The sequence below is a fragment of the Mycobacterium sp. 29Ha genome (assembly GCF_032883055.1).
In the GTDB taxonomy this organism is placed as follows: Bacteria; Actinomycetota; Actinomycetes; order Mycobacteriales; family Mycobacteriaceae; genus Mycobacterium; species Mycobacterium gallinarum.
This window is the reverse complement of sequence record NZ_JAMQTI010000011.1, coordinates 1-12,812: the sequence shown is the minus strand read 5'-3', so window position 1 is coordinate 12,812 and position 12,812 is coordinate 1. Positions and strand designations below refer to the sequence as shown.

The 12,812-nt window shown below is 66.9% G+C and carries 15 protein-coding genes; 6 read left to right on the top strand and 9 right to left on the bottom strand.

The window, feature by feature from the left end; genetic code table 11:
- The first annotated feature begins 18 nt into the window (after positions 1–18).
- Complete coding sequence (locus M1248_RS15680; protein ID WP_163733219.1) at positions 19–363, top strand: aminopeptidase; 345 nt, start codon at positions 19–21, stop codon at positions 361–363.
- Here the strand turns inward: M1248_RS15680 and M1248_RS15675 are convergent.
- A complete protein-coding gene (locus M1248_RS15675; RefSeq protein ID WP_317148982.1) occupies positions 360–653 on the bottom strand; it encodes a hypothetical protein in 294 nt (97 codons plus the stop codon). The genes M1248_RS15680 and M1248_RS15675 overlap by 4 nt on opposite strands.
- 171 nt (positions 654–824) lie before the next feature.
- Between M1248_RS15675 and M1248_RS15670 the strand changes: the two genes are divergently transcribed.
- Together M1248_RS15670 and M1248_RS15665 are read left to right on the top strand one after the other, a co-directional pair.
- The gene (locus M1248_RS15670) at positions 825–1,088 is read left to right on the top strand and encodes a hypothetical protein (RefSeq protein WP_163733213.1); all 264 of its coding nucleotides are present in this window, start codon (positions 825–827) and stop codon (positions 1,086–1,088) included.
- 66 nt (positions 1,089–1,154) lie between these two features.
- Positions 1,155–1,415, top strand: coding sequence for a hypothetical protein (locus M1248_RS15665; RefSeq protein ID WP_317148981.1), 261 nt, complete (start codon positions 1,155–1,157; stop codon positions 1,413–1,415).
- A gap of 33 nt (positions 1,416–1,448) precedes the next feature.
- Here M1248_RS15665 and M1248_RS15660 read toward each other — a convergent pair whose 3' ends face one another.
- The 7 genes from M1248_RS15660 to M1248_RS15630 form a co-directional block, all read right to left on the bottom strand.
- Entirely contained in the window at positions 1,449–2,093 is a 645-nt protein-coding gene (locus M1248_RS15660) for a TetR/AcrR family transcriptional regulator (protein WP_163733204.1), read from the bottom strand.
- Positions 2,094–2,097: 4 nt separating this feature from the next.
- Positions 2,098–3,399 (bottom strand): MFS transporter, encoded by a 1,302-nt coding sequence (locus M1248_RS15655; protein ID WP_163733199.1) that lies wholly within the window; start codon positions 3,397–3,399, stop codon positions 2,098–2,100.
- An 83-nt stretch (positions 3,400–3,482) separates the two neighbouring features.
- Entirely contained in the window at positions 3,483–3,902 is a 420-nt protein-coding gene (locus M1248_RS15650; RefSeq protein WP_163733196.1) for a hypothetical protein, read from the bottom strand.
- The gene (locus tag M1248_RS15645) at positions 3,899–5,158 is read right to left on the bottom strand and encodes a DUF58 domain-containing protein (RefSeq protein ID WP_163733193.1); all 1,260 of its coding nucleotides are present in this window, start codon (positions 5,156–5,158) and stop codon (positions 3,899–3,901) included. Before M1248_RS15645 ends, M1248_RS15650 begins: the two co-directional genes overlap by 4 nt.
- Positions 5,159–5,164: 6 nt before the next feature.
- Positions 5,165–6,127 carry an AAA family ATPase gene (locus M1248_RS15640; protein ID WP_163733190.1) on the bottom strand — a complete coding sequence of 321 codons (963 nt, stop codon included), beginning with the start codon at positions 6,125–6,127 and terminating at the stop codon, positions 5,165–5,167.
- Entirely contained in the window at positions 6,124–6,609 is a 486-nt protein-coding gene (locus M1248_RS15635; protein WP_317148980.1) for a hypothetical protein, read from the bottom strand. Before M1248_RS15635 ends, M1248_RS15640 begins: the two co-directional genes overlap by 4 nt.
- The gene (locus M1248_RS15630; protein ID WP_317148979.1) at positions 6,606–7,571 is read right to left on the bottom strand and encodes a DUF4129 domain-containing protein; all 966 of its coding nucleotides are present in this window, start codon (positions 7,569–7,571) and stop codon (positions 6,606–6,608) included. Before M1248_RS15630 ends, M1248_RS15635 begins: the two co-directional genes overlap by 4 nt.
- A gap of 69 nt (positions 7,572–7,640) precedes the next feature.
- Between M1248_RS15630 and M1248_RS15625 the strand changes: the two genes are divergently transcribed.
- On the top strand, positions 7,641–8,300 hold the full coding sequence (locus tag M1248_RS15625; protein ID WP_317148978.1) for an O-methyltransferase: 660 nt from the start codon (positions 7,641–7,643) through the stop codon (positions 8,298–8,300).
- Here M1248_RS15625 and M1248_RS15620 read toward each other — a convergent pair.
- Complete coding sequence (locus tag M1248_RS15620) at positions 8,284–9,105, bottom strand: hypothetical protein (RefSeq protein WP_317149099.1); 822 nt, start codon at positions 9,103–9,105, stop codon at positions 8,284–8,286. The genes M1248_RS15625 and M1248_RS15620 overlap by 17 nt on opposite strands.
- Before the next feature lie 27 nt (positions 9,106–9,132).
- Here M1248_RS15620 and M1248_RS15615 point away from each other — a divergent pair, with 27 nt between their 5' ends.
- Both M1248_RS15615 and M1248_RS15610 read left to right on the top strand, forming a co-directional pair.
- Positions 9,133–11,043 (top strand): potassium transporter Kup, encoded by a 1,911-nt coding sequence (locus tag M1248_RS15615; protein WP_317148977.1) that lies wholly within the window; start codon positions 9,133–9,135, stop codon positions 11,041–11,043.
- A gap of 112 nt (positions 11,044–11,155) precedes the next feature.
- Positions 11,156–12,812: HNH endonuclease signature motif containing protein (locus tag M1248_RS15610; protein ID WP_317148976.1), on the top strand; the 1,657-nt coding region annotated here is incomplete at its 3' end.

The following is a 12,812-nucleotide window of genomic DNA, read 5'->3' as shown; positions in this document are numbered from 1 at the left end:
GTGGGCATTAAACCGAGCATGAATCTGCGACGGTTGGTTTTGCTGGCAGGGGCGGTCGTGCTGCTCGTCGGTGTCATCGGTCTGCTCATGCCCGTCTCGGTGGCCGGACCCGAGGGCCAGAGCATCGGCTGCGGCAACGCCATCGCCGCCGACGACTCGGCCGCCCGTGAGGCGGACAACAACAACCCGGTGAATCTGCCGATCCTCAACGAGGTCATTCCGCACACGGATTACGCGGCACTGTGCTCGTCGGCGGTGTCGCAACGGCGCACCTGGGCCATTCCGGTCGCGATCGTCGGCCTGGTGGTGATCGCCGGAGGCTTCTTCGTCGGTGGGCGCGCGGGCAGTACCCGCACCGTCTAACCGGCTTCGCGCACGGCGACCAGGTGCGGGCGTCCGGCAGCGGGCCGCCCATCGTGCGGTGCCGCTGACGGCGCAATCCTGTCGTTGACCCCTGCGACCGCGGCATCGACCCGGTCCACGGCCCGGTCGCACAATCCGCGGACTTTGTCGCTGGCCGCGTCGACGTCATCGGCCGCACTGAGCAGGTAAGCGCGCACGTTGAGGCGCACCCGCTCACCCTTGGCCCTCAGCCGACGCCGCAGCCGATCGTCAACCTCGACCGTGACGTAGGGCAACACCCGAAGCTTCATGTCCCCACAGTAACGGGGACGTCGCTTGACAGGCAGCCAGCGACATTTTGGACTAACTGGACCTTGTCGTCTACCGGATGACCTGCTCATGCCTGCTGACCAGGCTTGAGACGTTGACTTCACGTTTTTTTGGACGATATAGTTCAGTTACCATACAGATAGGACTTAACCATGCAGTCAGTTCTCGGTCGGCGCTTGACGGCGGTCGCCGGTGGCGCCGCGGTCACCGCGATGGTCGTGCTCACCGCATCGTGCGCCCAAGAAGAAGAGCAGGCGCCCGAGACCACCACGACGACAACCACCACTAGCACCACGGCACCGGCCTCACCAACGGAGAAGGCGCCGCGCCTGGAACCCGGCGGCCCCAACCCCTTCTCCCCGACGGTGATCGCTCCGCCCGCGCCCACAGCGACGCACCCCCGCACGGGCAGCTGACATCCGTCAGGCCCGCGCGCTTTTTGGACGATATAGTTCAGTTACCTCACAGATAGGACATCAGCCATGAAGTCAGTTCTCGGCCGGCGTATCGCGGCGGTCGCCGGTGGCGCCGCAGTCACCGCGATGGTCGTGCTCACCGCATCGTGCGCCCAAGAAGAAGAGCAGGCGCCCGAGACCACCACGACGACAACCACCACTAGCACCACGGCACCGGCCTCACCAACGGAGAAGGCGCCGCGCCTGGAACCCGGCGGCCCCAACCCCTTCTCCCCGTCGGTGATCGCACCTCCCGCGCCAGAGGCAACCCCTGGTCGGCACCGCTAGCCGCGGTTTCACCTTCGACGTTCGCGGTCGCCGTCAGCGCACTGTTTCGGCGGCGGCCGCGAACGACGCCACATGGCCTATCGCCATGTCCAGCGCCGCCTGCATCAGTCGCGGGTCGCGGCCGGTCTGCGACAGTAGGTAGCCGCCTTCGACGGCGGCGAGCAAACCTGTTGCAAGAGAACCGGTCTCCGCCTCCGCACGCAAGACGCCGCTGTCACGCATACGCTCCAGAGCCTCTCTGAGTAGCGTCTGCCATTCCGTGAAGTGCTCGGAAAGTGAGGCCCTGGCCTTATCGTCGGAATCGGCTAATTCCGCAGCCAGAGAACCGAGTTCGCATCCCCAGAAGCCGCTGCGCAAGGCGCACCGCTGCACCATGGCGTCGCGCCACTGATACAGCCCGCGGAACGAGTCCACCTTCTCCAGACGCAGCCGCTGCCACGACAACACTTCGTCGGCCCGCTGCGTGATGACCTCGTAGACCAGCTCGCCCTTGTCCTCAAAGTGTTGGTAGAACTGGGATTTGCTTGTCGAGCTCGCCGCGAGGACATCGTCTATCGTCGTCGCCGCGACGCCCTGAACGTGCATCAGTTCGGCGGCCGCAAGGACGATCCGGCTCCGTGTCGCGGCACCTCGAGAAGTCAGTCGAGGCCGCGATGGAGGATCGGATTGTTGCGGCACATACTCACTCTAACGCTGTCGCGAGGCTGCGGTCGCTGGTCTGCGGAAGCGGCCGCGCGGCCGTCTCTCGCAGTGTCAGAACCGCTGCGAGTGAGATGACCGCCGCGGCGATCAGGTAGATCGGCGGTGCCGTGTTGTCACCGGTTTGCACCGTGAGCCAGGTGACGACATACGGCGTCGTGCCGCCGAATCCTGCGACGCAGATGTTGTAGCCGATCGAGAACCCGCTGTAGCGCACGCTCGTGGCGAACAGCTCGACACCGGCGGACACCGCGGTCGACACGTAGATCGACTCGATGGCCGCCAGCAGGCAATGGGCGGCGATCGCGGCGGCCAGCGACCCGGAATTCAGCAGCAGGAACAACGGGTAGGACAGGAGCACAAAGGCCACCGACCCGGCGATCAGGAGCGGCTTGCGACCGATACGGTCGGACAACGCCGCGAGCGGAAGGATGAGCACCAGCGCGACGAACGTCGCCAGGGTCATCGACGTGAACGCCTCGGTCTTGGAGAACTTCAGCGTCACGATCAGGTAGGTCTGCAGGAATGTGAACACCACGTAGTACCCGACGTTGAACACGATGAACAGGCCGATCACCTGCAGGATGGACCGCCACGACGTCGTCACCGCTTCACGCAGCGGCGACGTGGCGACCTGGTTGGTCTTGCTGAGTTCAGCGAACTGTGGGGTGTCGTCGAGGCGCAGCCGGATATACAGGCCGATGAGGCCGAGCGGCCCCGCGATGAGGAACGGAATCCGCCAGCCGTAGCTGTTCATCGCGTCGGCGGGCAGCAGTGCCTGCAGCAGCGTCACGGTCACGGATCCGAGGAGAAACCCGAGGACCCCCGACCACGCCATGAACGTGATCGTCACGCCCCGGCGTTTCTCCGACGCGAACTCGGCCAGGTAGACAGCGCCGCCACCGTATTCGCCGCCGGCCGAGAACCCTTGCAGACAGCGCAGGAAGAACAGCAGCAGCGGGGCCGCGACACCGATCGAGGCGTACGTCGGAAGCAGGCCGATGGCCACGGTCGCGCCCGACATCAGCAGGATGACCACGGCGAGCACACGCTGCCGCCCGATCCGATCGCCGAGGGGGCCGAACACGAAGCCGCCCAGCGGACGCATGAAGAAGGCAGCCGCGAAGATCGCAAACGTTTTCAGCAGCGCCGCCGTCTCGTCGCCGGCCGGGAAGAAGTTCGCCGCGATGAAGGTCGCCAGAAATCCGTAGATCGCGAAGTCGAACCATTCGACGGCGTTACCGATCGATGCACCGGTGACGGCCTTGCGGACATCTGACGGCATGGTGACTTCTCCCGAATTTAAGCGTCCCGCTGAGCATTTCGCTTACCAACCCACAGGGGTTGTGCCAGACAAAGATAACGCGATCAGGACTGCCGCTGCGCCCAGAACGGTCGCGTCACCAGGGCCACCAGTGCGACCATCACCAGAGGCGCCAGCAGCGGAGCCCACGCAAGCTCCAGCGGCAGTGTCACCGCCGCCAGGCCCACCGCCGTAAACCCCACGGCACCAATGACGGTCGGCGCGGTGATGGCCGCGGTGTGCCGGAGCACCAGGTAGCAGGCCGCGCAGAGGCCCGAAAGCGAGGCAAGCATGGCCGGCGATTCGTTGAGCACCAGAGCGGTGGCGGCCAGCAGTACCGCCAGGGTGGCGGCCGGACGAAAGACGTTGCCCACCAATATCCCAAGCGTGGACAATGCCGCCGCAATCAAGGCCGCGTCATCGGCTTGCACCGCGGCTGCGGCGACCATCACCAAGCCGAAGGCCGTCGACAACGCGCGGTTCATCGCCGTCCCCGCACCGAACGCCGGTGATCGGGTACCAACTGCATGACCGTGTCGAGCGTGTCGACGGCGCGCCAGGTGACGATGTCGACCCCGACTGTGCCCATGTCGCGATACATGAATGACCGCTGCAGCGACCACATCCTGGCGACGACGCTGTCGCATTCCTTCTCGAACGGTGCACCTTCGAGGACGTCGACGGCGACCACGGTGTGGCCGCGCCTGCGAAGGTCGATCAGCGCCAACGCGAACTCGGTGTCGAGCAACGTCGAGAACGCGACGACGATCGCCCCCGGCGGAACCGCCGCGCGCGGCGCCAGCGTGCCGGGTGTCGTGTCGTAACCACCGTCAACGGCGAGCACCGCGTCGAGCACCCGGTAGAACTGCCGCCGACCGATGTCGGCGCCGAGCCAGCGCGGCCGACGGTCCCCGAGCGCGACGACCCCGGCTCGGTCACCGCTGCGCAGCGCGCTCTGCACGACCTGAACGGCACCCCGCACGGTGCGGTCGGTGGCTTCGGTGGCCGGCCCGGCGGGCTGCGGATAGTTGTCCACCAGCACCACGACGTCGGCGGCGCGGTCGGTCAGTCGCTGCGTGACGTGCAGGCTGCCGCGGCGTGCGCTCACCTGCCAGTTGACCGTCCGCAGGTGATCACCGGGCACGTACCGGCGGACGTCCGCGTACTCCACGCCGGGCCCGATGTGCCGGGTGAGGTGGGTACCCAGTCGGTCGAGCAGGTCGGTGCGCGGAATCGATGTCGGCTGCGGCGGCGCCATCGGGAACACGTAGATGTCGGCGGCATCCACGACGGCTGAGCCCCGCAGCAGCCCGCCTCTCGCACGCACCGTCACGCTACCCAGGATCGGGTACCGGCCCCATCTCGCGGCGGAGACGGTGTGGCATTCGCGAGAGCCGTTTTCCGCCTCGTCAATTCGCATCCCGGGTACGACCTCGACCGCGAGGGCAAGCGCGTCGTAATCGGTCTCAGGATCGGCGGTCGCCCAGACCCGCACCTGTGCGGTCTCTGATTCGAAGCAGCGGTGCACACCCGGATCGGCATGCACCACGACCCTGGGAACAGGGCGCTGCCAGCCGACCGAGCACACCACCCCCAACAGCGGTGCAGCGAACGCCACGAGCTGCCAGAGCGAGGCGATCACCGCCACTGCCAGCAGCACTGCGACGCAGGTGAGGATCGCGAGTGTGAGTGACGATGGGCGCCAACGTAATTGAGCCTCAGTAGAACGGGTCTCGATCACAGCCGATCATCCGTTGGTCCGTGGCACCGGAAGCCGCCGCAGCAGCTCCTCCACCACGTCGCTGCCGTGCACCCGGCGCACCCACATCTCCGGACGCAGGCTGATACGGTGCGCGATCGACGGTACCGCGAGGGATTTGACGTCCTCGGGGATCACGTAGTCGCGGCCGAGCAGCAATGCCCGTGCACGAGCGAGCTGGACGAGGTCCAGTTCCGCCCGGGGGCTCGCGCCGACCGCGACCTGCGGATGCTGACGCGTCGCGGCGGCCAGGGACACCACGTAGCGGAGTACATCGTCGTGGACGGTGACCTCTTCCACCGACTCCCGCATCGCGAGCAGTTCGTGGGCATCGACGATCTGGTGCACGGTGGGTTCGGCAGCGCCCCGGTCGATGCGCCTGCGCAGCATCGAGGCCTCCTCCTGCTCGGAGAGGTAGCGCAGTTCGAGCCGGATCGTGAACCGGTCCAGCTGCGCCTCCGGCAAGGGATAGGTGCCTTCGTACTCGATCGGGTTGTCCGTGGCCAGCACGATGAACGGGGCGGGCAGCTGATGGGTGACGCCGTCGATGCTGACCTGCCCCTCGGCCATTGCCTCGAGCAGCGCCGCCTGGGTTTTGGGCGGGGTGCGGTTGATTTCGTCTGCGAGAAGCAGGTTCGTGAATATGGGTCCGGACCGGAACTCGAAACGGCCCGACTGCATGTCGTACACCGTCGACCCCAGCAGGTCGGCGGGCAACAGGTCCGGGGTGAACTGCACCCGTTTGAAATCCAGGCCCAGGGCGGCGGCGAACGACCGTGCGATCAACGTCTTGCCGAGCCCGGGCAGATCCTCGATCAGCACGTGACCGCCTGCCAGCACGGTGGTGAGAATCAGGGTGAGCGCACCGCGCTTTCCGACCACCACCCGGCCGATTTCGTCGAGAACCGACTCGCAGTTCGCCGTGGTGGTCCTGCCAGCATGTTCGGTCACACCCGCTCCAGCCGTTGCAGTATTTCGTCCAATGCCGTTCGCCCGGGCCCTGGTTCGTCGAGGCCACTTCGTGCCACGTTCTCCGGATCGACCCACACCCAGAGGTCGGCGCCGAACAACATCAGTCCGGTGGCGTTGTAGGCGGCGCGGTTCTTGGACCGCTTCTGACCGGTGGCCATCTCGAATTGCCGGGCCAACGTCGGCCGCAGGTGACGGTCCCAGTCCCTTCTGGTGGCGTCCGACTGACCGATCAGCGTCTCGGTGCGAGACAGCCAGCGGCGCAACGACTCTGCAGCATCATCGATGTACTGCTCCTCGCCATGGAGAGCGGTTTCGCGTACCAGATACCAGCGCAGGCCGAGCAGCGCGCAGGCGACGGCGATGCCAGACATGATGAGGATCAACCCCCGATCGGGTCCGGCGAGCGCCAGCAGCTCGGCGCCTGCCACCAGCAGGACTCCAGCTGCGACAATCCTTTTCATGCGCTGCTCCTCGCGGCGCCATCCGGGAGTTCGGCGAGCACACGCTCCAGTACGCTCACGGCCGCGTCACGATGCTCTTCGGTCATCACATGCGGGGAGAACCTCGCCTCCTCGAACAACTCGACGAGTTCGGTCGCGCTGTCGGCCCGTAGGGCACGGTTATGCACGGCACGGGCCAGCACCTCGGAGGGGGTGTCGCAGTCCTGTGGGACCGCACCCGGTACGCGGGTCAGCTCGCGTTCCATCGCGGCATAGCAGGCAATGATCGCCTCACGCGGTTCTCTGGTGCGGTCGCCGATCTCGGCAAGCCCGACTTCCGCCGCGCGGACGAGGGAAGCACCCGCCGCCGGAGCCTCGGCGGCGGCGGGGATGTCGTCGTCGCCCAGGTACTGCACTGCGCTGCTTCGTTGCCGCTTCGACACGACCGCCGTCCCGACGACCACCAGCACCATCAGGATCAGCATCGGCGGGATCAGGTACCCGATCACGTTGGTGTCCGGTTCAGCTGCGTCGTCGGCGGGGGCCGGTCTGGCGGTGGTGTCCGGCGCCTGCGTACTGGTCTCCTGGGCCGTCGGCGCGTCAGATGCGGGTTCGGGAGGCCCGCCGAGCCGAGTCAACAACAGCACCAGCAGCAGCCAGCCGAGGACCAGGCCCGTCACGATCAGGGTGAACCGCAGGCTGGGCAGCCCCCTGGTACGCGATGCCTGGGGCAGATCTCCCCGCGCCGCGGGCCGCGGCGTGCGATCGCGCAGCCGGGCGATGATCGCGAACCCGATGATCGCCACCGCGGCACACACCATCACGATGACCACGATCAGCGCCGCCGGATTGCTCGGCGGCCGTTCGCGCTCGGAGATCGGTTCTCCGCCGCCGGGGATGTAGCCGCGCAGCGCCACGGCGGCAACGATCATGAGCGCGATCACCGCGATCACGCGCTGTGTCGACCTGTCGATACCGGTCATGGCCCTCGTTCTCATCCTGGCACGCGGCCGCTCAGGAACCGCTCAGATCGGATGGATACGTTCGTGGGTGTGACAACCACACTTGCAAACCCGAAAGTCGCCGCCGCCCTCGATCGCATGTTCGCCGAGTCGGCCGCGCAGTTCGCCGCGATGCGCGACGGCAGCACCGACTTCTCGAGGCTGGCGTCGGCCACGCCCCAGGAGCGGGCGGACGCGTTCAGCGACTACTACCTGCCGGTCACCCAGGATGCGGGCCGGCTGCTGTATTCGCTGGTGCGCGCGGCCCGGCCGACGACCGTCGTCGAGTTCGGCATGTCGCTCGGAATCTCGGCGATCCACCTCGCGTCTGCGGTTCGCGACAACGGCAGCGGCCGCGTCGTCACCACCGAGCTCAGCGCCGCGAAGGTGGCGGTGGCGAAGAAGACGTTCGCCGAGGTCGGTCTCGACGACCTCATCGAGGTGTTGGAGGGCGACGCGCTGTCCACGCTCGAGAAGCTGGACGGGACAGTGGATTTCGTACTGCTCGATGGCTGGAAAGAGCTCTACGTGCCGGTGCTCGAACTTCTTGAACCGCGACTGTCGCCGGGCACGCTCGTGGTTGCGGACAACACCTCGATGGCCGAGCTGGCACCGTATCTCGAGTACGTGCGCGAGCCGGCGAACGGCTACGTCAGCGTGACCTTTCCCGCGCGAGACGCCGACAGCATGGAGATCAGCTGCCGCGCGTAGCTTTCTTCGCTTCTTTGACGACGTTTGCGGCGTCTCGGCTGGCCTGCTTCGCCTGTTGGTAGGCGTCTTCGGCTGCGGTGAGCGCACTTTCGGCGTCCTGCAGCCGTCGGCGTGCGTCATCGCGGCGTAGCCGGGCGGTCGCCAGGTCGGATTGCAGTTCGTTCAGTGCGTCGTCGGCCTCGGCCTTGGCCCGTTCGGCGGCGGCCAGTTCGGCGCGTGCCTGCTGTCGCCTGCGGCGTTCTTCGGCGCCCTTGTCGTCGCCCTTCTTAGCGGCAGGTGGAGCCGGCTCGGCTTTGGACTCTTTCTTGCGGGTCGGCTTGAAAACCATTGCGGTGTCGCCGAACTCACCGAAACCCGACCATTGCTCGGCTTTGGTCAGGCGGCCGAGGCGCGCGGCGACCTCGGGATCGGCGATCGATGCCTGCAGGGTGGCGGTGACGTCGTCGCGCAGCGCGGCCGTCGCGTTGAGCTCGGATGTCTCGAATGCGGCGCGCGCCAATTCGTCGATGAGGCGACGCTGCTCGGCGGTCAGCTCCCGGATGACAGTGCCGTCCATGCCGGCGTGGGCGGCACGCAGTCTCTCCCCCAGGCCGGTGAGCCGACCCCTCACCGCGGGATCGTTGAGCACGAGCACGTTGACGACGTGAGCTGCGGTGGTGGGCTTGCGCGCCGCCGCGATCTGCTTGGCGGCTTCGGCGTCGCCACGCTTCTTCGCGTCGGCGGCGAGCTTGGCGCGCAGCGCGGTGAAGTCCTGGAGTTTCGCGGCATACAGCGCGTCCAGGTCTGCGAGATCACCGTCGGCCATATCGCCCACCACCGTATTCTCCCAGGTGTGGACCGACCAGCCGGCACCCAGGCGCTGCGGCTGGGCGTGATCATCGCCGCGCTGGGTGTGGTCTTCGGCGACATCGGCACCAGCCCGATCTACACGCTCCAGACGGTGTTCAACCCGAACGACCCGCATCCCGTTCCGGTCGCCGACAGCCACGTCTACGGCGTGGTGTCGCTCATCTTCTGGTCGGTGATGATCATCGTCACCCTCACCTACGTCACGTTGGTGATGCGCGCCGACAACAACGGCGAGGGCGGCATCATGGCGCTGATCACGCTGCTGCGGCGCTGGACCGGTAGCCGGAGCCGACGCACCTCGGCGGTACTTGCCGCGGCGGGGCTGTTCGGCGCCGCGCTGTTCTTCGGCGACAGCATGATCACGCCTGCGATCTCGGTGCTGTCGGCCGTCGAGGGCATCGCGGTGATCGATCCCGAATTCAGAGACTTCGTCGTGCCGATCACCGCCGTGATCATCGTGGGACTGTTCGCGGTGCAGAGCCGGGGCACCGCGACGGTCGGCCGCTTCTTCGGCCCGGTGATGATCCTGTGGTTCACGGCGATCGGCGCCTGCGGGGTGCACGGGATCGTCGACAATCCCGAGATTCTCAAGGCGTTGTCGCCGACGTACGCGCTGGAGTTCATGGCCGGCCACTTCCACATCGCGTTCTTCGCACTCGCCGCGATCGTGCTCTCGGTCACCGGCGCCGAGGCGTTGTACGCCGACATGGGTCATTTCGGCCGACGCGCGATCACCTACGGCTGGCTGGGTCTGGTGCTGCCCGCATGCACACTGAACTACTTCGGTCAGGGCGCGCTGGTGTTGGGCGACGAGTCCACAGTGGCCGCGCCGTTCTTTCTGCTGACGCCGGAGTGGGCGCGAATTCCCATGGTGCTCTTGGCAACAGCGGCGACGGTGATCGCGTCGCAGGCGGTGATCACCGGCGCGTTCTCGGTGGCGTCGCAGGCCGCGCGGCTGGGTTACCTGCCAAGGCTGCGTATCGAGCACACGTCCGCGTCGACCATCGGCCAGATCTATGTGCCGTGGATCAACGCCGTACTGATGGTCGCGGTGTTGATCCTCGTGTTCGCGTTCCGCAGTTCGGCGGCGTTGGCGTACGCGTTCGGCATGGCGGTGACCGGAACGATCACGATCACCACCACGCTGTTCTTCTACTACGCGCGGACCCGCTGGGGATGGCCGCTGTGGAGCGTACTGGTCGGCGGCGGCCTGTTGCTCGTGGTCGATCTGATGTTCTTCGCGGCCAACCTCACCAAGCTGGTGCACGGCGCATGGCTTCCGCTGACCATCGCCGTTGTGGCGTTCACCGTGATGACGACATGGCAGACGGGTCGCCGAATCGTCACGCGCGCAAGGGAAAAGGCCGAGGGGTCGTTACGGGAGTTCGTCGACGACCTGGTGCATCGGGATCCGCCGCTGGTTCGCATTCCCGGCACGGCGATCTTCCTCGATCGGGGCCGCGAGACCGCGCCGTTGGCGATGCGCGCCATTGTCGAGCACAACCATGTGCTGGCCGAGCACGTCATCGTTCTGTCGGTCGTGACCGAGAATGTGCCGCGACTGCCCGACTCCGAGCGGATGACTCACGACGACCTCGGCTATGCCAGTGACGGGATCGTCCACGTGGCAGCGCGTTTCGGATACATGGAGCGGCCGATCGTCCCGCGCGCGCTCGCGCTGCTGAGTTCCGACGACACCGAGGGTCCCTTCGATCTGGAGAACGCCTCGTACTTCCTGTCGAAGCTCGACCTGTGCATGGGCGATGCGCCGACGATGCCGGCGTGGCGCAAGCGACTGTTCATCGCCACGTCGCACATCACCGCCGATGCGGCCGCGCACTTCGGGCTGCCGCTGAGTCGGACGGTCATCGTCGGCTCCCGAATCGAGGTCTGAGCCCTGACGTTGTCCCCTACCTGCCCGACGGGGTTATCCCCAATGGCGGTTTTGTCCCCAGGTTGGGTTGTGCTGGTGGTTCGGGGGCGTGGGCGCGGTTAGTGTCGAATGCATGTTCGATCAACTCGTCGAGGCAGCCACCCGCAGCCGGGGTGTCGCGGCGGTCGGGGCGTGGGCCCGGGTCGAGAACGCCGCCTGCGCGCGCCGATTGTTCGCCTGCGCTGATGAACTCGAACGGATGCTGGCCGCCGACGGGTCCGACCATCGCGAGCAGTGGTGTCTGGACAACTGGGGCGCGGTCGCGGCGTCGATCGCCGCCGCGCAGAACGTGTCGCTGGGGGTGGCCTCGCATCAACTGCTGATCGCCGACGCGCTGCGCCAGCGCCTTCCGCGGGTGGGTGAGGTGTTCGCCGCCGGGGCGATCACCTACCGGCTGGTGTCAGCGATCGTGGCCCGCACCCGCCTGATCTGTGATCCGGATGCGATGGCCAAAGTCGACACCGAGATCGCCGCCCAGGTCCAAGACTGGGGATCGCTCTCGGCGCACAAGACCGACACTCAGATCGACTACTGGGTCGACCGGTATGACCCCGCCGCGGTGCGGCGCACCGAATACTCCGCGCGCGGCTGCGGTGTCGATATCCACGACCCCGACGACGGGTCAGGTGTGGCGTTCATCGAGGGCCGGCTCATCGTCACCGACGCCGAAGCGCTCGACCAACGGTTAGACGCGATCGCGCGCACCGTGTGCGAGAACGATCCGCGCACCCTGGACCAACGCCGCGCCGCGGCCCTGGGCGCGTTGGGGCACAAAGCTGACCGGCTGGTGTGTGGATGCGACAACCCCGACTGCGACGCCAGAAACGCCACACCGAGTGCGGTCGTCGTGCACGTCATCGCCCACGAAGACTCACTCACTGATGACACCCCGGTGCAGTTGGACGGCGACGAACCCGTTGATCCCGATCGCAAGCCATGGCAGGAGATGACCTGGCGAGAACTGCTGGCCCCCCGCCCACCCGAACCCAAGGTCATCGCCCATACCCCACCGGCCGCCATCATGGGTCGCGGGATGCTGCCCGCCCCCGTGTTGGCGGCCAAGATCGCCGGTTCGGCGAAGATCGTCCCAATCGTGCATCCCGGCAACAAACCCCCCGAGCCGCGCTACCTCCCGTCGGCGGTGCTGGCCACCTTTGTGCGGTGTCGGGATATGACGTGCCGCTTCCCGGGCTGTGATCACCCCGCCTATGGCTGCGACATCGACCACACCATCGCCTACCCGGTCGGCCCGACCCAGGCGTCCAACCTCAAATGCCTATGCCGAAAACACCACCTGCTCAAAACATTCTGGGACTGGCAGGACCAGCAGTTCCCCGACGGCACCGTGCAGTGGACCTCACCGCAGGGCCAGACCTACACCACCTATCCCGGTAGTCGAATCCTGTTCCCCACCCTGTGCCGACCCACCGCACCGGTCACCGTCACGCCCTCGACCGCCACCACCGACCCGGCCGCCCGTGGGCTGGCCATGCCGCGGCGCACCCAGACCCGCCCCCAGAACCGCACCCAAGCCATCACCGACGAACGCCGATCCAACCAGGCCCTCATCCACGCCGGAGCCCTCGAACGGATGCGCAATCAGGACACGGGCCAAGACCCCGGAAGCGCTGGCGACGACACATACCTTCCGTTCCGGCCCCGACCCCCAAGCGACCTGAACTACCCCAGGTTTTGTTCCGATCTTCATAGGAGGATTGGAAGCTATGCCC